At 68.8% G+C, this 22272-nt stretch carries 19 protein-coding genes; 12 read left to right on the top strand and 7 right to left on the bottom strand.

From position 1 onward, the window contains the following. Window positions 1-28 precede the first annotated feature (28 nt). Genes QZM15_RS07250 through fahA form a run of 4 tightly spaced genes read left to right on the top strand, consistent with a single transcriptional unit; the run spans window position 29 to window position 4295 of the window. The gene (locus QZM15_RS07250; RefSeq protein WP_059642074.1) at window positions 29-259 is read left to right on the top strand and encodes a DUF2783 domain-containing protein; all 231 of its coding nucleotides are present in this window, start codon (window positions 29-31) and stop codon (window positions 257-259) included. Next, window positions 256-1617, top strand: a complete 1362-nt coding sequence (locus tag QZM15_RS07245; RefSeq protein ID WP_302106117.1) for an MFS transporter — start codon at window positions 256-258, stop codon at window positions 1615-1617. Before QZM15_RS07250 ends, QZM15_RS07245 begins: the two co-directional genes overlap by 4 nt. A gap of 15 nt (window positions 1618-1632) precedes the next feature. Then, the gene (hmgA, locus tag QZM15_RS07240; RefSeq protein WP_302106116.1) at window positions 1633-2967 is read left to right on the top strand and encodes a homogentisate 1,2-dioxygenase; all 1335 of its coding nucleotides are present in this window, start codon (window positions 1633-1635) and stop codon (window positions 2965-2967) included. Then, on the top strand, window positions 2964-4295 hold the full coding sequence (gene fahA, locus QZM15_RS07235; RefSeq protein WP_302106115.1) for a fumarylacetoacetase: 1332 nt from the start codon (window positions 2964-2966) through the stop codon (window positions 4293-4295). Before hmgA ends, fahA begins: the two co-directional genes overlap by 4 nt. A gap of 202 nt (window positions 4296-4497) precedes the next feature. On the opposite strand, the gene QZM15_RS07230 is transcribed toward fahA, so the two are convergent. From QZM15_RS07230 to QZM15_RS07210, 5 genes are all read right to left on the bottom strand, one after another. Beyond that, complete coding sequence (locus tag QZM15_RS07230) at window positions 4498-5658, bottom strand: MFS transporter (RefSeq protein WP_059574242.1); 1161 nt, start codon at window positions 5656-5658, stop codon at window positions 4498-4500. Window positions 5659-5751: 93 nt separating this feature from the next. Next, window positions 5752-6921 carry an MFS transporter gene (locus tag QZM15_RS07225; protein WP_302106114.1) on the bottom strand — a complete coding sequence of 390 codons (1170 nt, stop codon included), beginning with the start codon at window positions 6919-6921 and terminating at the stop codon, window positions 5752-5754. Window positions 6922-7144: 223 nt separating this feature from the next. Further along, complete coding sequence (bluB, locus tag QZM15_RS07220; protein ID WP_302106113.1) at window positions 7145-7882, bottom strand: 5,6-dimethylbenzimidazole synthase; 738 nt, start codon at window positions 7880-7882, stop codon at window positions 7145-7147. Between the two features lie 183 nt (window positions 7883-8065). Next, complete coding sequence (locus tag QZM15_RS07215; protein WP_060312764.1) at window positions 8066-9064, bottom strand: 2-hydroxyacid dehydrogenase; 999 nt, start codon at window positions 9062-9064, stop codon at window positions 8066-8068. A gap of 30 nt (window positions 9065-9094) precedes the next feature. Beyond that, window positions 9095-10078, bottom strand: a complete 984-nt coding sequence (locus tag QZM15_RS07210; RefSeq protein WP_104012405.1) for a LysR family transcriptional regulator — start codon at window positions 10076-10078, stop codon at window positions 9095-9097. Window positions 10079-10851: 773 nt separating this feature from the next. Here QZM15_RS07210 and QZM15_RS07205 point away from each other — a divergent pair. Next, window positions 10852-12063: an alanine--glyoxylate aminotransferase family protein gene (locus QZM15_RS07205; protein ID WP_302106112.1), complete on the top strand. Its 1212-nt coding sequence runs from the start codon at window positions 10852-10854 to the stop codon at window positions 12061-12063. A 27-nt stretch (window positions 12064-12090) separates the two neighbouring features. On the opposite strand, the gene QZM15_RS07200 is transcribed toward QZM15_RS07205, so the two are convergent. Beyond that, on the bottom strand, window positions 12091-13026 hold the full coding sequence (locus tag QZM15_RS07200; RefSeq protein ID WP_060965628.1) for an AraC family transcriptional regulator: 936 nt from the start codon (window positions 13024-13026) through the stop codon (window positions 12091-12093). A gap of 134 nt (window positions 13027-13160) precedes the next feature. Between QZM15_RS07200 and QZM15_RS07195 the strand changes: the two genes are divergently transcribed. The 3 genes from QZM15_RS07195 (at window position 13161) to QZM15_RS07185 (ending at window position 15429) form a co-directional block, all read left to right on the top strand. Next, window positions 13161-14051 (top strand): DMT family transporter, encoded by an 891-nt coding sequence (locus QZM15_RS07195; RefSeq protein ID WP_059642048.1) that lies wholly within the window; start codon window positions 13161-13163, stop codon window positions 14049-14051. A 121-nt stretch (window positions 14052-14172) separates the two neighbouring features. Further along, on the top strand, window positions 14173-14826 hold the full coding sequence (locus tag QZM15_RS07190) for a hypothetical protein (protein WP_226093709.1): 654 nt from the start codon (window positions 14173-14175) through the stop codon (window positions 14824-14826). 9 nt (window positions 14827-14835) lie between these two features. Further along, on the top strand, window positions 14836-15429 hold the full coding sequence (locus QZM15_RS07185; RefSeq protein ID WP_302106111.1) for an RES family NAD+ phosphorylase: 594 nt from the start codon (window positions 14836-14838) through the stop codon (window positions 15427-15429). A gap of 36 nt (window positions 15430-15465) precedes the next feature. On the opposite strand, the gene QZM15_RS07180 is transcribed toward QZM15_RS07185, so the two are convergent. Next, window positions 15466-16680 (bottom strand): MFS transporter, encoded by a 1215-nt coding sequence (locus tag QZM15_RS07180; protein WP_124859706.1) that lies wholly within the window; start codon window positions 16678-16680, stop codon window positions 15466-15468. A 333-nt stretch (window positions 16681-17013) separates the two neighbouring features. On the opposite strand from QZM15_RS07180, the gene xdhA reads away from it, so the two are divergent. From xdhA to QZM15_RS07160, 4 genes are all read left to right on the top strand, one after another. Beyond that, window positions 17014-18600 carry a xanthine dehydrogenase small subunit gene (xdhA, locus tag QZM15_RS07175; RefSeq protein ID WP_302106110.1) on the top strand — a complete coding sequence of 529 codons (1587 nt, stop codon included), beginning with the start codon at window positions 17014-17016 and terminating at the stop codon, window positions 18598-18600. 18 nt (window positions 18601-18618) lie between these two features. After that, complete coding sequence (gene xdhB / locus QZM15_RS07170; RefSeq protein ID WP_302106109.1) at window positions 18619-20982, top strand: xanthine dehydrogenase molybdopterin binding subunit; 2364 nt, start codon at window positions 18619-18621, stop codon at window positions 20980-20982. Window positions 20983-21066: 84 nt separating this feature from the next. After that, complete coding sequence (gene xdhC, locus QZM15_RS07165; RefSeq protein WP_302106108.1) at window positions 21067-21735, top strand: xanthine dehydrogenase accessory protein XdhC; 669 nt, start codon at window positions 21067-21069, stop codon at window positions 21733-21735. 123 nt (window positions 21736-21858) lie between these two features. Continuing rightward, on the top strand, window positions 21859-22260 hold the full coding sequence (locus QZM15_RS07160) for a polyketide cyclase (protein WP_226224161.1): 402 nt from the start codon (window positions 21859-21861) through the stop codon (window positions 22258-22260). The last annotated feature ends 12 nt before the right edge of the window (window positions 22261-22272 follow it).

Genomic DNA, 22272 nt, shown 5'->3' with positions numbered 1-22272 from the left:
CTACGATAAAGACACCGGAGACACCGTCATGCCCTCACTCGATACCCGCCCGCGCCTGGCCGACCCCGACGCGTTCTACGAAGCGCTGATCGACATGCATCGCGACCTGTCGGACGCCGACAGCCAGCTCGTCAACGCGAAGCTGATCCTGCTGCTCGCGAACCAGGTCGGCGACGCCGACGTGCTGCGCGAAGCGATGGCGCTCGCGCGCCAGGGCGTGACGCCGCCCGTGCATCCGTCCGCCGAGGTGGCGCGATGAGCGCGGCGCCGGCCGATACGCGCGTGATCGAAGTCGAGCGCGTGATCGACGAGACCCATCGCCCGGGTTTTCACTGGATGCTGCTCGCGCTGTGCGGGCTGTGCCTCGTGATCGACGGTTTCGATGCGCAGGCGATGGGCTACGTCGCGCCGAGCGTGATCGCCGAATGGGGCGTGCCGAAGCAGGCGCTCGGGCCGGTGTTCAGCGCGAGCCTGTTCGGGATGCTGCTCGGCGCGCTCGGGCTGTCGGTGCTGGCCGACCGGATCGGCCGGCGTCCGGTGCTGATCGGCTCGACGCTGTTCTTCTCGGTGACGATGCTCGCGACGCCGTTCGCGAGTTCGATCCCCGTGCTGATGGCGCTGCGCTTCGTCACGGGCCTCGGCCTCGGCTGCATCATGCCGAACGCGATGGCGCTGGTCGGCGAATTCAGCCCGGCCGCGCATCGCGTGAAGCGGATGATGATCGTGTCGTGCGGCTTCACGCTCGGCGCGGCGCTCGGCGGCTTCATCAGCGCGGCGCTGATTCCGGCGCTCGGCTGGCGCTCGGTGTTCTTCGTCGGCGGCGCGGTGCCGCTCGTGCTGACGATCGCGATGGTCGCGCGGCTGCCGGAGTCGCTGCAGTTCCTGGTGCTGAAAGGGCGCGTCGCGCAGGCGCGCGACTGGCTCGCGCGCTTCGCGCCGGCCGCCGGCATCGATGCGAACACGCGGCTCGTCGTGCGCGAACGCGCGGCGAGCGGCGCGCCGGTCGCCGAGCTGTTCCGCCATGGCCGCCTGCCCGTCACGCTGCTGCTGTGGGCGATCAGCTTCATGAACCTGATCGACCTGTACTTCCTGTCGAACTGGCTGCCGACCGTGATGCGCGATGCCGGTTATTCGCCGGGCACGGCGGTGATCGTCGGCACGGTGCTGCAGACGGGCGGCGTGATCGGCACGCTGTCGCTCGGCTGGTTCATCGAACGTTACGGCTTCGTGCGCGTGCTGTTCGCGTGCTTCGCGTGCGCGGCCGTGTCGGTGGGGCTGATCGGCTCGGTCGCGCATGCGTTGCCGTGGCTGCTGATCGTCGTGTTCGCGGGCGGGTTCTGCGTGGTCGGCGGACAGCCGGCCGTGAACGCGCTCGCGGGCCAGTATTACCCGACGTCGCTGCGCTCGACGGGCATCGGCTGGAGCCTCGGCATCGGCCGGATCGGCTCGGTGCTCGGGCCGCTCGTCGGCGGGCAACTGATTGCGCTGAACTGGACCAACGGCGCGCTGTTTCACGCGGCCGCGGTGCCCGTGCTGTGCTCGGCGCTATTCGTCCTCGGGCTGGCCGGTGTGTCGCGGCGCAACGGCGCGCAGGCGCCGAACGCCGCCCTGAATTGATGGAGAAAGGAAACGATGACGCTTGACCTGTCGACACCGGCGACCGCCGGCTACCTCAGCGGTTTCGCGAACGAGTTCGCGACCGAGGCGCTGCCCGGCGCGCTGCCGCACGGCCGCAACTCGCCGCAGCGCGCGCCGTACGGGCTGTACGCGGAGCAGTTGTCGGGCACCGCGTTTACCGCACCGCGCGGCCACAACCGCCGCTCGTGGCTGTACCGGATTCGCCCCGCCGCCGTGCACCGGCCGTTCGAGCCGTATGCGGGCGCGCAGCGGCTCGTGTCGGAGTTCGGCGATTCGGCCGACGTGCCGCCGACGCCGCCGAACCAGTTGCGCTGGGATCCGCTGCCGATGCCGGTCGAGCCGACCGATTTCGTCGACGGCCTCGTGACGATGGCCGGCAACGGTTCGGCCGCCGCGATGAGCGGCTGCGCGATCCATCTGTATGCGGCGAACCGGTCGATGCAGGACCGCTTCTTCTACAGCGCGGACGGTGAACTGCTGATCGTGCCGCAGCAGGGGCGCCTGTTCATCGCGACGGAATTGGGGCGGCTCGACGTCGAGCCGTTCGAGATCGCGGTGATCCCGCGCGGCGTGCGTTTTTCGGTCGCGCTGCCGGACGGCGACGCGCGCGGCTACATCTGCGAAAACTTCGGCGCGCTGCTGCGGCTGCCGGATCTCGGCCCGATCGGCTCGAACGGGCTCGCGAACCCGCGCGACTTCCTGACGCCGCAGGCCGCGTACGAGGATCGCGAAGGCGCGTTCGAGCTGGTCGCGAAACTGAACGGGCGCCTGTGGCGCGCGGACATCGGCCATTCGCCGCTCGACGTCGTCGCGTGGCACGGCAACTACGCGCCGTACAAATACGATCTGCGCCTGTTCAACACGATCGGCTCGATCAGCTTCGACCATCCCGATCCGTCAATCTTCCTCGTGCTGCAGGCGCAGAGCGACACGCCGGGCGTCGATACGATCGACTTCGTGATCTTCCCGCCGCGCTGGCTCGCGGCCGAGGATACGTTCCGCCCGCCGTGGTTCCACCGCAACGTCGCGAGCGAGTTCATGGGGCTCGTGCACGGCGCGTACGACGCGAAGGCCGAAGGCTTCGTACCGGGCGGCGCGAGCCTGCACAACTGCATGTCGGGCCACGGGCCCGACGCGGACACGTTCGAGAAGGCGTCCGCGAGCGACACGGCGAAGCCGCACAAGGTCGACGCGACGATGGCGTTCATGTTCGAAACCCGCACGCTGATCCGGCCGACGCGCTACGCGCTCGATACCGCACAGCTGCAGGCCGATTACTTCGAATGCTGGCAAGGCATCAAGAAACACTTCAATCCGGAGCAAAAGTGAGCGATACCCAAGACTGGCGCGCGACGCTCGACCCGGCTCGCAAGAGCTGGGTCGATACCGCGAACGATCCCGCCTGCGATTTCCCGATCCAGAACCTGCCGTTCGGAATCTTCAGCGATGCGAAGCAGGCGGCGCGCCGCGCGGGCGTCGCGCTTGGCGACCAGATCGTCGACCTGGCCGAACTGAAGCGAGCCGGGCTGCTGACGTTGCCGCTGCCGAGCCCCGAGGATTTTTTCGAGATGCGCGATCGCGCGTTCGAGCAGCCGACGCTGAACGATTTCATCGCGCTTGGCCGCGATGCATGGCGCAGCGTGCGCGTGCAACTGTCCGACCTGTTCTCGCGCGACAACGCACGGCTGCGCGACGATGCCGCGCTGCGCGCGAAGGTGCTGGTGCCGCAGCGCGACGCGACGCTGCATCTGCCGGTCGAGATTCCCGGCTACACCGATTTCTATTCGTCGAAGGAGCACGCGACCAACGTCGGCTCGATGTTTCGCGATCCGAAGAATGCGCTGCTGCCGAACTGGTCGGAAATGCCGATCGGCTACAACGGCCGCGCGTCGTCGGTGGTCGTGAGCGGCACGCCGGTGCGGCGCCCGAACGGGCAGCTGAAGCTGCCCGACCAGGAGCGTCCGGTGTTCGGCGCGTGCCGCAAGCTCGATATCGAACTGGAGACGGGCTTCATCGTCGGCCGCGGCAACGCGCTCGGCGAGCCGATCGCGTGCGAGGACGCGGAAGCGCATATCTTCGGGATGGTGCTGCTGAACGACTGGAGCGCACGCGATATCCAGCAGTGGGAGTACGTGCCGCTCGGGCCATTCAATTCGAAGGGCTTCGCGACGACGATCTCGCCGTGGATCGTCACGCTCGACGCGCTTGAACCGTTTCGCGTCGCGCAGCCCGAGCAGTCGCCGCCGCCGCTCGCGTATCTGCGGCATGCGGGCAAGCACGCGTTCGACATCGCGCTCGAAGTGACGCTGCGCGCGGAAGGGGCGACCGAGGCCACGTCGATCTGCCGCACGAACTTCAGGCACATGTACTGGACGATGGCGCAGCAGCTCGCGCATCACACGGTTGCCGGCTGCAACACGCGCGTGGGCGACCTGATGGGCTCGGGCACGATCAGCGGGCCGACGAAGGATTCGTTCGGCAGCCTGCTCGAACTGACGTGGAACGGCAAGGAGCCGCTCGCGCTGACGGGCGGCGGCAGCCGTACGTTCATCGAGGACGGCGACGAGCTGACGCTCGCCGGCTGGTGCCAGGGCGACGGCTATCGCGTCGGCTTCGGCACGTGTGCGGGCAAGATCTTGCCGGCGCGGAGCGCGTGACGGATTGCAGCGCGGAACGTCACGTGTAGATCACGCGTAGTCAGGAAGGACAGGGCGGCCCGCATTGCGCGGGCCGTTTCCGTTTACCGGAGAGTGGGCGCGAGCGGGCCGATGCGTACCGGTGCATGATGCCGCGCGCCAACGCCAACGCCAACGCCAACGCCAACGCCAACGCCAACGCCAACGCCAACGCCAATCTGCATCAGATCGCGCGTTGCACCGCGGCGCGTCGTTCCCACAACGCGGCCCCGACGAACGCGGCGACACAGGCGACCAGCACGCCGACCAACGCATGGCTGCCCAACTGCTCCATCAACGCGCCGGCAATCAGCGGCCCGCCGAAGCTCGCGGCGCTCCACGACGCCGACACGAGCGAGCTCGCGGTGACGAGCGCGGCGCCGCGGAAACGTTCGCCGCACGCGACGAGCGACAGCGTATAGATGCTGCCGGCCGCCGCGCCGAGCACGAACAGCAGCGGCCAGCACAGCCACGGATTGGCGATGACGAACGGCAGCAGCGGCAGGCCGCCCAGCACGATCCAGCCCGCGCCGAGGTGTACGCGTTCGCGGCCGAGCTTGTCCGCGAGCCAGCCGATCGGGAACTGCATCGCGGTATCGCCGAACAGCATGATCGACGCGAGCAGCACGGCGGTCGCGCTCGCGACGCCGTGATCCATCGCGTAGAGCGGCAGCAGCGACAGCGCGAGCGTGTCGAACAGCGCGAAGAAGCCGGTGCCGATGATCAGCGCGGGCATGCGCGGCAGCACGTCGAGCCAGCGGCCGTGCGCTTCGTGATGCGCGTCGTCGCCGGCGAGCGGCGCGCGGCGGATCGTCGCGAGCGTCGGCAGCGCGAGCAGGAACAGCGCGCCGCACAGCGCGAAGCGAATGCGCGTCGCGCCGGCGATCTGGCTGACCAGCACGGGGCCGGCCATCTGGAACAGCGTGAAATTGGTTGCATAGATCGCGACCACGCGGCCGCGTGTCGAATCGTCGGCGAGCTGGTTGACCCATGCTTCGCCGATCGTGAACAGCAGCATCAGCGCGGCGCCGCACAGCACGCGCAGCACGCCCCACAGGATCAGGTTCGACGTGAACTGCATCAGCGCGGTGGCGGCCGCGAGCAGCACGACCGACACGACGATCGCGCGGCGCGCACCGATGTGCCGCGCGAGCGCGGTGACGAACGGCACGATCGCGAGGCCGCCGAGGGCCTGCGCGGCCGTCAGCATGCCGACGACGTTGGTGCCGTGTCCGGCTTCGGTCAGCGCGAGCGCGGTGAGGGGAAGCGTGGCGCCGGTGCCGAGGCCGACGACCGCGACGCTCAGGATCAGCGCGAGGAAATCGCGATTGAGAATGGCTTTCATCGGCCGGGATGCTACACCGCGGCCCTTCAAAGGTCCATGAAGGCCGTCACGTTTGAATGGCGTTGCGCACGCAACGATTACCGCAGGGTTGCGTCATACGTACTCGGTCGGTACGACCACGGGCCGGCGTTCGAGCGCCGCCGACCACAGCGTGAGCGCGAGCGCCGCGCCGGCCATCGCGACGCCGACCCACGGCAGGTTCACGAGCGATACGCCCGAGCCGATCGCCATCCCGCCGAGCCACGCGCCGGTCGCGTTGCCGAGGTTGAACGCGCCCTGGTTCAGCGTCGACGCGAGGTTCGGCGCGTCGCTCGCGCGATCGACGATCATGATCTGCAGCGGCGGCACGATCGCGAACGCGAGGATGCCCCACACGAAAATCGTCGCGAGCGCGGCGAACGGCAGATGCATCGTGCCTGCGAACAGCGCGAGGACGATGCCGATCAGCGCGAGCGTCGCGATCAGCGACGGCATCCGGCGCCAGTCGGCGAGCTTGCCGCCGAGCGTGCCGCCGACCGTCAGGCCGAGGCCGAACAGCAGCAGCACGTAGGTGACCTGATGCGGCGAGAAGCCCGTCACGTCCTCGAGGATCGGCGTGATGTACGTGAACACGCTGAACAGGCTCGCGGACGCGAGCACGCTGATGCCGAGCACCATCAGCACCTGCGGGTGCTTCAGCACGCTGAATTCGCGCGTGATGCTGGTGTCGGGCATCGCGAGGTGCTTCGGCAGGCACACCGCGAGCGCGGCGGCCGCGGCGATGCCGATGCCGGTGACGGCCCAGAACGTCGCGCGCCAGCCGAACGCCTGGCCGAGCGCGGTGCCGAGCGGCACGCCGAGCACGTTCGCGAGCGTGAGGCCGGTGAACATCAGCGCGATCGCCTGCGCGCGGCGGTTCGGCGCGACGAGGTTGCTCGCGACCACCGAGCCGATGCCGAAGAATGCACCGTGGCAGAACGCGGTGACGACGCGCGCGGCCATCAGCACCGCATAGCCGGGCGCGATCGCGCAAAACAGGTTGCCGGCGATGAACAGGCCGATCAGGCCCATCAGCGCGCGCTTGCGCGGCATCTTCGCGGTGACGATCGCGAGGATCGGCGCGCCGATCGTCACGCCGAGCGCGTAGCCGGACACGAGCATCCCGGCGGCCGGGATCGACACGCCGAGATCGCGCGCGACATTGGGCAGCAGCCCCATGATCACGAATTCGGTGGTACCGATTCCAAATGCGGCGACGGCAAGGGCGAAAAGAGGCAGGGGCATCGCGGTAGGCTCGGGAAAGAGGCCGCTCGAGCCCAAGCGCGGGAGACGCGGGGCGGGCGGTCGGTGAGGCGAACGTCAGCCGCGATTCTACTTCAGTGAAAACCCTTATGTTTGGGGCCAAAACGGGTGTTGCCGGCGTGCGACGGGGCGGCAAGCGAGAAGTTCATACTGTGGGATTTTCGGCGATTCGGTCGCGAGGCGATGGCGGTTGCCGGACCGTGGATCAGGCGATGGGTTCGGACAATCCACCGGGCATCGTGGTCGACGTTTCTTTCATTTCGGTCTCTATTGACGACGCAGCCGATCCGGCCCCGTCGGTCGCCGCCGGATCGTCCCAGCCGTTCTCGAACAGGCAGGCTTCGATCGGCATCCGTGCGGCCCAGCGTTCTTGTTCCAGCATCGGCTTCGCATAGAACGCATCGACGTGCCCGACGCACAGCACGGCGATCGGCTTCGCGCCGTCGGGCATCCGCAGCAGCGTGCGCAGCGCATCGACGTCGAACAACGACACCCAGCCCATCCCGAGCCCTTCCGCGCGCGCCGCGAGCCACATGTTCTGGATCGCGCACGCGGCGGACGCCAGGTCCATCTCCGGCAGCGTGCGGCGGCCGAACACGTGGCGCTCGCGGCCGTCGGCGAGCGCGACGATCAGCAACTCGCCGCATTCGCGCACGCCTTCGACCTTCAGCCGCATGAATTCGTCCTGGCGTTCGCCGAGCGCGTCGGCGGTCGCGCGGCGCTCGGCCTCGACCAGTGCGTGGACCGACGTGCGCAATGCGGGATCGGTGATGCGGATGAAGCGCCACGGCTGCATGAAGCCGACGCTCGGTGCGTGGTGCGCCGCGCGCAGCAGGCGCGCGAGCACGGCCGGATCGACGGGCGCCGGCGTGAAATGGCGCATGTCGCGCCGTTCGAAGATGGCACGGTAGACGGCGGCGATGTCGGAATCGTCGAAACGCATGAGCGGCAAAGGCAGGGATGACGTCGACGCAACGATAGCAGACGGCGCGCGCGGGAATCGTTACGTCACCTGAAACAATGCGCGGAATTGTGGATGATGGCGAGTGCAGTGTGCGGCAACCGGCGCAAGCAAACGATTGCGAATGCGCTGCCGGCCGTCAAACGTGCCGTTTTTCGTGGTTTCTCAGCGGTTTGCCGTCACGACGTTCCGCGGCGCGCCCGCATGCCACGCCTCGATGTTCAGCAGCGTCGTGTGCGCGATCTCGGCCAGCGCCTCGCGCGTGAAGAACGCCTGGTGCGACGTGACGATCACGTTCGGGAACGTCAGCAGGCGCGCGAGCACGTCGTCCTGCAGCGGCAGGTCGGAGTGATCCTCGAAGAAGAGCCCGCTTTCCTCCTCGTACACGTCGAGCCCGAGATGACCGAGCTGGCCGCTCTTGAGCGCGTCGACCAGCGCCTGCGCGTCGACGAGCCCCCCGCGCCCGGTGTTGATCAGCATCGCGCCATGCTTCATCCGCGCGAGCGTCCGTTCGTTGATCAGGTGGTGGGTCGACGGCAGCAGCGGGCAATGCAGGCTGACGATGTCGGCGCGATGCAGCAGCTCGTCGAGCTCGACGTAGCGCGCGCCGAACGCGATCAGTTCGTCGTTGTACGGCGGCACCGAGTGCGCGAGCACGTGCATCCCGAAGCCCATCATGATCTTCGCGAACACGCTGCCGATGATGCCGGTGCCGATCACGCCGACGGTCTTGCCGTGCAGGTCGAAGCCGAGCAGCCCGTTCAGCGAGAAGTCGCCTTCGCGGGTGCGGGCGACGGCGCGCGGCAGGCGGCGGTTGAGCGCGAGGATCAGCGCGACCGCGTGCTCGGCGACCGCGTGCGGCGAATACGCGGGCACGCGCACGACCGTGACGCCGAGCCGTTCGGCGGCGGCCAGGTCGACATGGTTGAAGCCCGCCGAGCGCAGCGCGATCAGCCGCGTGCCGCCGTCGGCGAGCCGTTCGAGCACGGCCGCGTCGACGGTGTCGTTGACGAACGGGCAGACGACGTCATAGCCGTGCGCGAGGATCGCGGTTTCCGCGTCGAGGTGCGACGGCTGGAAGTGCAGCCGATAGCCGAACTGCCGGTTGGCGGCGGTAAACGAATCGTCGTCGTACTGCCGGCTGCTGAACAGGATCACGCGCACGCTGCACCTCCGAGGGCTGACGCGCGCAGTTTACTGCAGGCCGGTGACGATGTCGGAGCGGTCGGGGCCGCGCACCGGCCGCAGGAAGCCGTAGTCCGTCCGCTCGCGGCCGGACGGCGCGCCGAAGTGCTCGAGCGCGTGCTCGACGAAGCTGCGCGTGCGGGCCGGCACGTACTGGCGGTTCGGATAGACGAGCGACAACTGCGCGTCGGGATCGTCGATCCGGTAGCCGGCCATCAGCCGCACGAGCGTGCCGTGGTTGAGCGCGTCGGCGACGCACGGTTCGGGCAGCACCGCGATGCCGGCGCCGGCCACCGCCGCCGCCTGGACGAGCGCGAGCTGGTTGACCGTGCAGGCCGGGCGTACCGTGACCGAATGGACGACGCCGTCGTGGCCGACCAGTTGCCACGTCGGCGCGTGCTGGTGCGGCGCGAGCGTGACCCAGTCGTGGCCCGGCAGGTCGTCGGGCACGCGCGGCTCGCCGCGGCGGTCGAGATAGGCGGGCGCCGCGCACGCGACGAACGGGTTCGGCGCAAGGGTGTGGCCGATCAGCGCCGGGTTGCCGTCGAGCCGGGTGCCCGTGACGATGCCGACGTCGTAGCCCGAATCGAGCACGTCGAGCGGCCCTTCGGCGACGGTCAGCTGCACCCGCAGCTCGGGATAGCGGTGCCGGAAGCTGCTGACGAGCGGCGTCAGCGCGAGCGGCGACAGCAGCCCCGACGCGACGACGCGCAGCGTGCCGGCCGGTTCGCGCACGGCATGCGCGACGGACGATTCGAGGTGGTCGAATTCCTCGAGCAGCGCGCGGCAACCGTCGAGGTAGCGCACGCCGGCCTCGGTGAGCGACAGGTTGCGCGTGGTGCGATGGATCAGCCGGGTGTTCAGGTGGCCCTCGAGCATCGCGATGGAACGCGTGACGAGCGCATTGGACACGCCGAGATGGTGCGCCGCGCGCCGGAAGCTTTGCTGCTCGGCGACGCAGACGAATACACGCATGGTCTGAATCTGGTTCATGGCTTGCGTATTTCTGGCCCGGTTGATTGATTTTGGTTGTGATTTATCGCCGCGCAACGCCGAAAGCGCATCGCGCGGCCCCTAGCGCTCCCTCGTATCGAAAATGGAATTTCGATTCCGCAGACGATTGTTCAATAAAGAACCGATATCCGTCAACCTGCGAAAACGGGCGGGTTGCGTAAAATCGAAATCGCGAGTAATGGTTTAACGCTGCGGTGCAGCAAGGGCGTACGGGGTAAAACCAGTGCGGTATTGGTGGATTCGTCGGTTTGGAGAATATTTCCCATTCAATCAACGGGTTGTGTGAAATGTGAGCACGCCGTAGCAGCGCCTTTCGGAGTCGTTCCCCAATACATGCAACCGTAATGGATGTTTTTTCCACGTTCGGATTTTGTGTATCGAATTCGCTCCGCGATTTGTATCAGGTAACCGGTGTATTCGTACGGTCCGCCAATGGGGCGGCTGAACTGTCAGTTTCGACGAATAGTCTCGATATTGGCGGAGAAAATCGCGCCCGCGGAACGCGAATGGAACCGTTTCACGACCGGCTCGCACGCCCTTTTTCAATCCGGACGGCCGTCGCGCGCGTGGTGCGCGGCCGGCTGGCCCGGTCCGGCGACCGGGCCACCGTCGTGCTGTCCGAACGGGGGTGCCTCTTGCGCAAGGCGGCGGAACACGGAATGATCGTTCAGTTCGCTGCGCGTGCAACGGGCGCGTGCAACGGGCGCCGTCCCGCGGGCGTTCGCGCACTTCCTTTCCTCACTTTTCCAGCCATGTCCATCGATCATTCGCCGATTCCCTGTCCCGTCGTCGTGCCGCTCGACGCGATCCTGCCCGAAGAACCGCTGCTGATGATGGGGGCCGGCCCGGTCCCGATCCCGGCCGCCGTCGCCAAGGCGAACACGATCGTGATCAATCACCTCGGCGCGACGATGGCGAAGATCATCGAGCAGGTCAAGGAGATGGCGCGCTACGTGTTCCAGACCCGCACGAAATGGGTGCTCGGCGTCGCGGGCCCCGGCTCGGCCGCGATGGAAATGGCGATCTCGAACCTCGCGTGGCGCGGCACGCGCGTGCTGTCGATCCGCAACGGGTTCTTCAGCGCGCGGATGGCCGAGATGGCCATGCGGGTCGGCGCCGACGTCGCGACGCTCGAAGTGGCCGACCGCGCGGTCGCGAGCCTCGACGAGATCGCCGACGCGATCGCGCGCGAGCGGCCCGAGATCGTCACGATCGTGCAGGGCGAGACGTCGAACACCGTGTGGAATCGCGACCTGCGCGACATCGCCGCGCTCGCGAAGGCGGCCGGCGCGCTGGTCGTCGTCGATGCGGTATGCACGCTGTCGACGATGCCGCTCGAGATGGACGCGTGGGGCATCGACGCGGTGATCACCGGCGGCCAGAAGGGGCTGTCGTCGATCCCGGGCGTGTCGCTGATCGCGTTCTCCGATGCCGCGTGGGAACGCATGAAGCACCGTCCCGAGCCGAATGCGCACTGGTGCCTCGACATGGCGCTCGCGGAGAACTTCTGGCACAACGCCGGCTATCACTACACGGCGCCCGTGTCGGGCGTGCTCGCGCTGCACGAGGCGCTGCGGCTCGTGTGCGCGGAGACGCTCGAGAGCCGCTTCGCGCGCCACCTGCGCTGCTCGCTGGCGCTGCAGGCGGGCGTCGAATCGATGGGGCTCAAGCTGTATGCGCCGAAGGACTGCCGGCTCAATTCGGTGGTCGGGATCGAGACGCCGGAACGGCTCACGCCCGGGATGGTGTGCGGCCATATCTCGAAGCAGTACCAGGTCGAGATCTCCGGTTCGTTCGGGTTGCCGATCGTGCGGATCGGCCAGATGGGCGAGCAGTGCCGCGAACACAACCTGTTCCGCACGCTGCATGCATTCGGCCGCACGATGGTCGACCTGAAGGTGCCGGTCGACCTGCCGGCCGGCGTCGCGGCGCTCGAACAGGAACTGTCGCGGCGCGGCGCGTAAGCCGGGAGGCGCGGCACGGGGCCGCGCTCAGCGGCGCTGCATCGCGCGCCGGTACGTATTCGGCGTCGTGCCGTGCGCGTCGCGAAAGCGATGGCTGAAGTGGCCGGCGTTCGCGTAGCCGCAGTCGGCCGCGATCTGCGCGAGCGGCAGCGCGGTCGTGCGCAGCAGCTCGCGGGCCCGGGCGAGCCGTTGCTCGGCCACCCACGCGTGCGGCGCGCGGCCGAACGACAGCCGGAACATCCGCGAGAAGTGATATTCGGACAGCGCGGCGACCTCCGCGAGTTCGCCGAGCGTCAGCGGCTGCGTCAGGTACGTGTCGATGTAGTCGCGCACGCGGCGGCGCACGGCCGGCGCGAGCCCGCCGCGGAACGACGTGTCGGTGCGCATCGTGCTCTGCCCGCGCAGCAGCAGGCTCAGTACTTCGTGCGCGGTCTCGTTCACGCGCAGCCGCTCGTCGGCATCGTCCCAGCCGTCCAGCGCGAGCGAGCGCAGCAGCGCGGCGACGCGCGCATCCTCGAAATAGGTGCGATCGGCGAGCTTCAGCTCGCGCGGCTCGCGATCGAGCTCGCGGATCGCGCGCTGCGTGAAGTGCTCGGGCAGGAAATACAAATGGATGAAATGCATTTCGCCGCGCACCCACCAGCGTGATTCGTGATCGCCCGGCAACGCACACAGCAGGCTCGGCGCGCCGTAGCGCGGCACGCGCTGGCGCTCGGTCCGGTAGCCGCCGTCGAGGTAGCACGACAGCGTGTGGTGGCCGGGCTGCTCGTAGACCGTCTCGCTTTCGTCGGTGATTCGCGTCCATTCGGCGATCGCGAGATGGTCGCCGAGCCACGCGAAGCGCTCGAGCGTCGCGTTCGCGTCGGCGAGCGTGCGGCACACCGACTGCAGGCCGAACGGCAGATCGCCGCCGGCCAGGGCGGCGGCGCGGTCGATGGGCGGGGCGCAGAGGGAGAGACTCATGATGCGCCGAGTATAAGCGGGCGCGCGGCGCCGCGTGCGGCCCGCCGAAAAAGACCGCAATTCCGGACAATCGGCACGCGTCGTGCGGCGGCATAGTCGGGATCCCGATTCACCCGATTGTCCGGATTGCCGCCATGAACCTGTCGCTTTATTTCGTCACCGTGCTGATCTGGGGCACCACCTGGATCGCGATCAAATGGCAGCTCGGCTCGGTGCCGCCGCCCGTGTCGATCGCGTGGCGCTTCTGGCTCGCGGCCGCCGTGCTGTTCGCGCTGCTGCGCGTGATGCGCCGCCCGGTGCGGCCGCCGCGCGAAGCGTGGCGCTTTCTCGTCGCGCAAGGCTTCGCGCTGTTCTGCCTGAATTTCCTGTGCTTCTACTACGCGGAGCAGGTCGTGCCGAGCGGGCTCGTCGCGGTGATCTTCTCGACCGCGCCGCTGCTGAACTCGATCAACGGCCGGCTGTTCATGGGCCGCCCGCTGCGGCCGTCGGCGATCGCCGGCGCGCTGCTCGGGCTGACCGGCATCGCGTGCCTGTTCTGGCAGCAGATGGCCGGCCATCTCGACGACCACGCGACCTGGGCGGGGCTCGCGATCGCGTTCGCCGGCACGATGTGCTTCTCGGCGGGCAACCTGCTGTCGAGCCGGATGCAGTCGATGGGGCTGCACCCGCTCGCGACCAACGGCTGGGCGATGCTGATCGGCGCGGCGATCCTGACCGTCGGCAGCGCGGCGGCCGGAATGCCGTTCACGCTCGACATGAGCCCGCGCTATCTCGGCGCGCTCGTGTACCTGGCCGTGCCGGGCTCGGTGATCGGCTTCACCGCATACCTCACGCTCGTCGGCCGGATCGGGCCGGAGCGCGCCGCGTACTGCACGGTGCTGTTCCCGATCGTCGCGCTGGCCGTGTCGACGGTGTTCGAGGGTTACCAGTGGTCGCCGCTGGCGGTGGTCGGGCTGCTGCTCGTGGTGGCCGGCAATCTCGTCGCATTCGACCTCGCGCGGAGGTTGTTTCTGCGGACGGCATGAGAAGTTCGCGGTTGCGCGAACACATGATCGACGCAACCGGCGAACGGCCCATTTGGTTGACACGGTTGACTTGGTTTCGATTCAGGGCTACGCTCGATCATTCCGGACGTGACGGGAGGTGATGATGATTGCGCGAGCGCATACGCTGGAAGGGACGGCCGTCGTTCTTGATGTCGAGGCGGAGGAAGCGCTGCGCAGCGCTGTCGGCGCCGCGACCATGCTCGGCCCCGATCGCGCGCGGGCGCTGCTCAGCCTGTCCGACGAGCAATTGGGGCATCTGTTCAAGGCCGGCATCGCGCAGGTCATCGATCTGGCCGGCACGATCACGTTCGGCATCGCCGCTGCCGCGACGCGCGACAGGAAGCCGACCGGCGGGAAGAAGCGGGCGGCGGGCGTCGCCGCCGATCTGGAGCGGCAGGTGCAGGCGGAACGGCGCATGCTGGTCGCCGACGGCAAGCTGCTGCCCGCCGCGCAGACATGGGCCGGCCTCGGCATGACGCGGCAGGCGCTCAGCAAGGCCGTGGCGTCCGGCCGGATCTTCACGGTCGATGTCGGCGCCGCACAGTACTATCCGGCCTTCTACCTGACGGGAGATATCGATCGGAAGACGTTGGGCAGGGTGACCCAATGTCTGGGCGATTTGCCGGGATGGAGCAAATGGCAGTTCTTCACGACGCCGAAGGCGTCGCTGGGCAACGTTACGCCGCTCGTCGCGCTGTCGCGCGGGAAGGTGGACGAAGTCGAGCGCGCCGCCACGGCGTTCGCCGAGCGCTAGGCGGCCCGTTTGCTGACGGCGCCGGGGGAACATTTCGCGAGCGCGACACTGGTGACGCGCGAGGTGGCGCCGACGGCGCTGGTGCGTATCTCGCGATATGCGACCGGCGAGCCCCACTTCGGGAAATCGGGCGGCAATCGCTTCGACGATCCGCGCAAGCGGCGGCGGTACGGCACCAGCTATTTCGGTTTCGATCTGCATTGCGCATTCGCCGAGACGGTGCTGCACGACGAAGTCGCCGATCTGGTGCTGGGTGGCTTTCCACTCGTGACGACCGAGCTTGATCGCTACGTCCTTTCATTTGACGGCGCGCCGTTGACCGTCGCCGTCCTGCACGGCTTGCCGCTGAAAAATCTCGGGGGTGACGGTGCGTTGTCGACCCTCGCACCGTACGACGTTCCGCAACGGTGGTCGCTTGCCCTCCACCGGCATCCCCGCCGCGTCGACGGGTTTTTGTACATGTCGCGCCATCTCAACACGTCGGAAGCGCTCGTGCTCTTCGATCGTGCCGAACCGAAGCTCTCGCTCGGGCGCGCCATCCCGTTCAGGCGTCATCCCGATGCGGCCCGCGTATTGCGGGACTTCAACGTACTACTGCGTTGATGTGCGTCGCGGGCGCGGCAACGCGCCTCCCGCTTCTCACGCCGCCGCACCGCTCCCCGCCACCCGCGCCTGCCGCTGGTACAGCATCATCGACAGCGCGACGCCTGCCGCGGCGGCCACCGCCGCGAACAGGAACACCTGCGGATAGCCGAACGCGCCCGCGACATAGCCGGCGAGCGGGCCGGTGATGCCGAGCGACAGGTCGAGGAACACCGAATACGCGGACAGCGCCGCGCCGCGGCTCGCGGCCGGCACGAGCGCGACGGCCTCGACGCCGAGCGCCGGGAAGATCAGCGCGAAGCCGAAGCCCGTCAGCGCCGCGCCGACCAGCGCGACGTGCGGCACCGGCGCGAGCCACAGCAGCACGAGGCCCGCGCATTCGAACGCAAACGACACGATCGCGACGCGGAAGCCGCCGTACGTCTTGATCGTGTTCGCGAACAGCAGGCGCGCGCCGATGAACAGCGTGCCGAATACGGTGAGCGACAGTGCGGCGTTCGGCCAGTGGCGCGCCGCGTAGTACAGCGTGACGAAGGTCGCGATCGAGCCGAAGCCGGCCGAGCCGAGCGCGAGGCCGAGGCCGTGCGGCAGCACGCGCGTGAACACGCTCGCATACGACATCCGTTCGCCGTGCACGAGCGGCACGGGCGCGATCAGGCGGGCGAGGTAGAAGCCGAGCGCGGCGAGCGCGATCACGATCACGCCGATCAGCGCCGGATTCAGCGTATGCGCGATCGCGACGCCCACCGGCGCGCCGAGCGCGAGCGCGCCATAGGTCGCGATGCCGTTCCACGAGATCACCTTCGCGTTGTGCGCGACGCCGACCCGGCCGATGCCCCACAGGATCGCGCCGGTGCCGCACAGGCTTTCGCCGACGCCGAGCACGAGCCGGCTCACGACCAGCAGCACCAGGCTCGCGACCGGCCAGTGCGCGAGCAGCAGCGCGACGAGCAGCAGCACGCCCGACACGCCGCAGCCGATCAGCCCGCGCAGCACCGTCTGCTTCGGCCCGAGCGTATCGGCGAGGCGCCCGGCGAGCGGCCGCGACGCGAGCGTCGCGAAGTACTGGACGCTGATCGCGCCGCCCGCGACGATCGCGGAAAAGCCGAGCTCGTCGTGGACGAAGCCCGGCAGCACCGCGAGCGGCAGGCCGATGGTCAGGTAGCAGATGAACGTGAAGCAGACGACGGACACGATTTGCAGCGTGAGCGCGAACCCGCTGCGCGGCGGTGTGGCGGAATCGGATGACATGGGGTCGGAACGAATGGCGAAACGAACGGAAAACGGCAGGAAAGGGAATCGGGATTTTCCCATGGAACCGGTTTTCCCGCAGGTACCGTTTAGTTAACCGCGCCCCTATTCAGGAAGAGGGCGATGGTCTGCGCCCGGGAGCGGGCGAAGCGCCCCGCGCGGCAAGGGCCCGGGCCCCGCCGTGCGCGCATATCGCGGCAGTTATATGAGCCGCATGCGTGATGGGCTATGGGTTGCGGAATTTGACGGTGATAGCGTGCAAACTGTCGGAAAAACGTCGGTCGAGCGCTCCGCGCAGGCCGCCTTGCCCCCAATTTGAAGAAACGCCGAGACATGAGTGAGCCGATTCGCTTCTACCATCGTCACGCGATCCGCGAAGTCAGCGGCGCGGACGTGACCCGCACCGTGCTGCAATACCTGCGCGAGGACGCGCATTGCACCGGCACCAAGGAAGGCTGCGCGGAAGGCGACTGCGGCGCGTGCACGGTCGTCGTCGGCGAGCTGACCGACGCCGGCGCGGTCGAGTTCAAGGCCGTCAACGCATGCATCCAGTTCCTGCCGACGCTCGACGGCAAGGCGCTGCTCACGGTCGAGGACCTGCGTCGGCCGGACGGCACGCTGCATCCGGTGCAGCAGGCGATGGTCGATTGCCACGGTTCGCAATGCGGGTTCTGCACGCCGGGCTTCGTGATGTCGATGTGGGCGCTGTACGAGAAGCATGGCCACGAAGGTTGCGGCAGTGCATGCGCGAAGGCGAAGGACGTGCCGACGCGCACCGAGATCGCCGATGCGCTGACCGGCAACCTGTGCCGCTGTACCGGGTATCGCCCGATCGTCGATGCGGCGGTGCGGATGTTCGATCGGGCCGGCGTAGGCGTGGCCGGCGAAGGTGCACCGGCGCCCGCCGCGCCCGTCGACACCGCCGCGCTTGCCCGCACGCTTGCGTCGCTGAAGCGCGACGACACGTTCGACTACACGACGATCGACGGCGCGCGCTTCGCGGCGCCGCGCACGCTCGACGCGCTGGCCGCGCTGAAGGCCGAGCGTCCCGATGCGCGCATTCTCGCCGGCAGCACCGACATCGGCCTGTGGGTGACCAAGCAGATGCGCCGCCTCGACGACCTGATCTACGTCGGCCAGATCGCCGAGCTGCAGCAGATCGTTCACGGCGACGACTGGATCGGGATCGGCGCGGGCGTGACGGTCGAGAAGGCCTATGCGGCGCTGGCCGGCACGTATCCGGAGCTGACCGAGATGTGGAAGCGCTTCGCGTCGCTGCCGATCCGCAACGCGGGCACGATGGGCGGCAACGTCGCGAACGGCTCGCCGATCGGCGATTCGATGCCGGGCCTGATCGCGCTCGGCGCGCGCGTCGTGCTGCGCGGCGGCGACACGGTGCGCGAGCTGCCGCTCGAGGCGCTCTACACGGGCTACCAGCAGAAGGACATGGCGCCGCACGAATTCGTCGTCGGCCTGAAAGTGCCGACCCGCACCGGCGCGCGCGACAAGCTGCGGTTCCGCACGTACAAGCTGTCGAAGCGCTTCGACTCGGACATCTCGGCCGTGTGCGCGGCGTTCGCGTTCATCGCGGACGGCGACACGATCCGCGAGCCGCGCATCGCGTTCGGCGGGATGGCCGCGACGCCGAAGCGCGCGACCCACACGGAAGCCGTGCTCGACGGCGCGCAGTGGCACGAAGCCACCGCGCAGGCGGCGATGCAGGCGCTCGAGCGCGACTACCAGCCGCTGTCCGACATGCGCGCGACGAGCGCGTATCGCCTCGATACCGCGAAGAACCTGATCTATCGCTTCTGGCTGGAGACGCGTGCGCACGACCCGCTGCCGCCGCAGGCGCTGAACGTGCGCGAAGTGGCCGCCGAAGCAGGCGCCGAAGTGGCCGACGACGCGGCGCGCGTCTGACGACGGAGAACACCGAACATGAACCAGCAAGCAGAACCGTTCCTGAGCACCCTCGACCCGCAGGCCGACGCCGCGCAGGTGCACGTCTCGCGCGCCCACGAATCGGCCCACCTGCACGTGAGCGGGCGCGCCACCTACACCGACGACATTCCGGTCGTCGCGGGCACGCTGCACGCGGCGCTCGGGTTGTCGGCGAAGCCGCACGCGAAGATCGTGTCGATGAACTTCGACGCGGTGCGTGCGACGCCGGGCGTGGTCGCGGTATTCACGGCCGACGACATTCCGGGCGTCAACGATTGCGGCCCGATCATCCACGACGATCCGGTGCTCGCGAACGGCGTCGTGCAGTTCGTCGGCCAGCCGATGTTCATCGTCGTCGCGACGTCGCATGAAACCGCGCGGCTTGCCGCGCGCCGCGCGCAGGTCGAGTACGAGGAGCTGCCCGCGATCCTGACCGCGCAGGAAGCGCGCGCGGCCGAATCCTACGTGATCCCGCCGCTGAAGCTCGCGCGCGGCGACGCGGCCGCGCGGCTCGCCGCCGCGCCGCACCGCGAGTCGGGCGAGATGCTGCTCGGCGGGCAGGAGCAGTTCTACCTCGAAGGACAGATCGCATACGCGGTGCCGAAGGACGACGACGGCATGCACGTGTACTGCTCGACGCAGCACCCGAGCGAGATGCAGCACCTCGTCGCGCACGTGCTCGGCGTGGCGTCGCACAACGTGCTGGTCGAATGCCGCCGGATGGGCGGCGGGTTCGGCGGCAAGGAATCGCAGTCGGGCCTGTTCGCATGCTGCGCGGCGCTCGCCGCATGGAAGCTGCTGTGCCCGGTGAAACTGCGTCCGGACCGCGACGACGACATGATGATCACCGGCAAGCGGCACGACTTCCATTACCGCTTCGACGTCGGCTACGACGACGACGGCCGCATCGACGGCGTCGCGCTCGACATGACGTCGCGCTGCGGCTTCTCGGCCGACCTGTCCGGCCCGGTGATGACGCGCGCGGTGTGCCATTTCGACAACGCGTACTGGCTCGGCGACGTCGACATCGCCGGCTACTGCGGCAGGACCAACACGCAGTCGAACACCGCGTTCCGCGGCTTCGGCGGCCCGCAGGGCGCGTTCGCGATCGAATACATCCTCGACGACATCGCGCGTTCGCTCGGCCGCGATCCGCTCGACGTGCGCTACGCGAACCTGTACGGCAAGACCGAACGCAACGTGACGCCGTACGGGCAGACGATCGAGGACAACGTGCTGCAGGAGCTGCTCGGCGAACTCGAGGCGACGAGCGACTACCGCGCGCGGCGCGCGGGCGTGCGCGCATTCAACGCACGCAACACGGTGCTGAAGAAGGGTATCGCACTCACGCCGGTGAAGTTCGGCATCGCGTTCAACGTCACGCACTTCAACCAGGCCGGCGCGCTGGTGCACATCTACACCGACGGCTCGGTGCTCGTGAACCACGGCGGCACGGAGATGGGGCAGGGGCTCAACACGAAGGTCGCGCAGGTGGTCGCGCACGAGCTCGGCATCCGCTTCGGCCGGGTCCGCGTGACGGCGACCGACACGAGCAAGGTCGCGAACACGTCCGCGACGGCCGCGTCGACGGGCTCGGACCTGAACGGCAAGGCCGCGCAGGACGCGGCGCGCCAGTTGCGCGAGCGGCTCGCGGCATTCGCGGCGAAGCAGTTCGGCGACGGCAAGGTCGAGGCGGCCGACGTGACGTTCGGCAACGACGTCGTGTGGGTCGGCGGCCATGGCGTGCCGTTCGGCGAAGTGGTCGCGAAGGCATACCTCGCGCGCGTGCAGCTGTGGTCCGACGGCTTCTACGCGACGCCGAAGCTGCACTGGGATCAATCGAAGCTGCAGGGCCGGCCGTTCTACTACTACGCGTACGGCGCGGCGGTGTCGGAAGTCGTGATCGACACGCTGACGGGCGAGATGCGCACGCTGCGCGTCGATGCGCTGCACGACGTGGGCGCGTCGCTGAACCCGGCGCTCGACATCGGCCAGGTCGAAGGCGCGTTCATCCAGGGGATGGGCTGGCTGACGACCGAGGAGCTGTGGTGGAACAAGGGCGGCAAGCTGATGACGCACGCGCCGTCCACCTACAAGATCCCGACCGTGAACGACACGCCGCCCGAGTTCAACGTGCGGCTGTTCCAGAACCGCAACGTCGAGGACAGCATCCACCGCTCGAAGGCCGTCGGCGAGCCGCCGCTGCTGCTGCCGTTCTCGGTGTTCTTCGCGGTGCGCGATGCGATCGCCGCGGTCGGCGACTATCGCGTGAACCCGCCGCTCGACGCGCCGGCCACCGGCGAGTCGATCCTGCGCGCGGTGCAGGCGGTGCGGGCGGCGAACGCCGCGCGGGCAGGCTGACGTGAACGGCGTCTGCCCGCTCGCTTCGTGCGTCGGCTCCGACGGGGCGATCGGCTTCGTTCGGGCGACCCGTCGGAGGCCGGCATGAACGGCCCCGCTCGTTCGCCGCGTGCCGCGTCCGACGCGCCCGACGCGGGGTGCGAAGGCGCGTGCGGCAGCGCGCCTTCGCCGTTGCAGCCGTTCGCGCCGGGCACCGGCCAGCGCAACCGCGCGACCGGTGCGCCGCCGCCGATGCACGTCGTGCTGTTCGGCGCGGGCCACGTCGGCCATGCGCTCGTCACGCTGCTCGGCGCATTGCCGTGCGTCGTGCAGTGGGTCGACACGCGCGACGAGCTGTTCCCGGACGAGTGCCCGCCGAACGTGCAGCCGGAGCCGACCGACACGCCGGAGGCCGTCGTCGACGCGGCGCCGCCCGGCGCGTATTTCCTCGTGATGACGCACAACCACGCGCTCGACTTCTCGCTCGCCGCGCGGATCATGCGGCGGCGCGACTACGCATACTTCGGGATGATCGGCTCGCGCACCAAGCGCGTGAAGTTCGAGCGCCGGCTCGCCGCGCGCGGCGTCGATCCGGCGCGGTTCGCCGAGATGGTGTGCCCGATCGGCGTCGCCGGCATCGTCGACAAGGCGCCGGGCGCGATCGCGGTGGCCGTCTGCGCGGAGTTGCTGCAGGTGCGTTCGGGGATGCCGGTGGCCGATGCGAAGGCAGCCGCGGCCGGGCGCGCACGCGACGAGGTGTCCTGCGCGCGGTAAGACAGCGGTAAAACAGCGGTAAAACGGTCATGCCGCGCGGCCGGCGCACGGCCGCGCGATTTTGCCTACACTGCACGGCAACGCGCGGCAGCGGGCCGCGCTCACTTTACCGTGCACGCGCCCATGTCCGATCACTCCGTCTATCTCGACGCGCTCGATGCGAGCCTCGTCGCCATCGAGCGCTGGCTGTCCGGCGTCGATACCGCGCCGGCGGCGCTCGATGCGCTGCTCGCGGCGTTTTCCGCCGACTTCACGATGGTCCTGACCGACGGCCGCATGGTCGACCACGTCGGCATGCGCGCGCTGTTCGCGAAGCTGGCCGGCGCGAAGCCGGGGCTGCGCATCGCGCTGTCGGAGATCCGCGTGCTCGCGGCGGACGCGTCGCACGCGGTGCTCACCTATCGCGAAGCGCAGCACGCGGCGGCGGGCGAGTTGCCCGCGCGCCGCGCGACCGCCGTGTTCGCGCGCGACGCGGCGGGCGTCGTACGCTGGACCCATCTGCAGGAAACCTTCTGCACCGTTTGAGCGGCCGCGCTG

Origin of the sequence: Burkholderia sp. AU44665 (assembly GCF_030504405.1) — a bacterium.
GTDB classification, from domain to species: domain Bacteria; phylum Pseudomonadota; class Gammaproteobacteria; order Burkholderiales; family Burkholderiaceae; genus Burkholderia; species Burkholderia semiarida.
This window is presented reverse-complemented; position numbering and strand designations above follow the sequence as displayed.

Bases quoted from the DNA above. Each gene is read 5' to 3' on its own strand.
- QZM15_RS07200 (WP_060965628.1), bottom strand. From the start codon at position 13,026: ATGAGTCTCTCCCTCTGCGCCCCGCCCATCGACCGCGCCGCCGCCCTG.
- QZM15_RS07160 (WP_226224161.1), top strand. From the start codon at position 21,859: ATGTCCGATCACTCCGTCTATCTCGACGCGCTCGATGCGAGCCTCGTC.
- QZM15_RS07205 (WP_302106112.1), top strand. From the start codon at position 10,852: ATGTCCATCGATCATTCGCCGATTCCCTGTCCCGTCGTCGTGCCGCTC.
- xdhB (WP_302106109.1), top strand. From the start codon at position 18,619: ATGAACCAGCAAGCAGAACCGTTCCTGAGCACCCTCGACCCGCAGGCC.
- QZM15_RS07190 (WP_226093709.1), top strand. From the start codon at position 14,173: ATGATGATTGCGCGAGCGCATACGCTGGAAGGGACGGCCGTCGTTCTT.
- hmgA (WP_302106116.1), top strand. From the start codon at position 1,633: ATGACGCTTGACCTGTCGACACCGGCGACCGCCGGCTACCTCAGCGGT.
- xdhA (WP_302106110.1), top strand. From the start codon at position 17,014: ATGAGTGAGCCGATTCGCTTCTACCATCGTCACGCGATCCGCGAAGTC.
- QZM15_RS07250 (WP_059642074.1), top strand. From the start codon at position 29: ATGCCCTCACTCGATACCCGCCCGCGCCTGGCCGACCCCGACGCGTTC.
- QZM15_RS07210 (WP_104012405.1), bottom strand. From the start codon at position 10,078: ATGAACCAGATTCAGACCATGCGTGTATTCGTCTGCGTCGCCGAGCAG.
- QZM15_RS07245 (WP_302106117.1), top strand. From the start codon at position 256: ATGAGCGCGGCGCCGGCCGATACGCGCGTGATCGAAGTCGAGCGCGTG.
- xdhC (WP_302106108.1), top strand. From the start codon at position 21,067: ATGAACGGCCCCGCTCGTTCGCCGCGTGCCGCGTCCGACGCGCCCGAC.
- bluB (WP_302106113.1), bottom strand. From the start codon at position 7,882: ATGCGTTTCGACGATTCCGACATCGCCGCCGTCTACCGTGCCATCTTC.
- QZM15_RS07195 (WP_059642048.1), top strand. From the start codon at position 13,161: ATGAACCTGTCGCTTTATTTCGTCACCGTGCTGATCTGGGGCACCACC.
- QZM15_RS07230 (WP_059574242.1), bottom strand. From the start codon at position 5,658: ATGAAAGCCATTCTCAATCGCGATTTCCTCGCGCTGATCCTGAGCGTC.
- QZM15_RS07180 (WP_124859706.1), bottom strand. From the start codon at position 16,680: ATGTCATCCGATTCCGCCACACCGCCGCGCAGCGGGTTCGCGCTCACG.
- QZM15_RS07225 (WP_302106114.1), bottom strand. From the start codon at position 6,921: ATGCCCCTGCCTCTTTTCGCCCTTGCCGTCGCCGCATTTGGAATCGGT.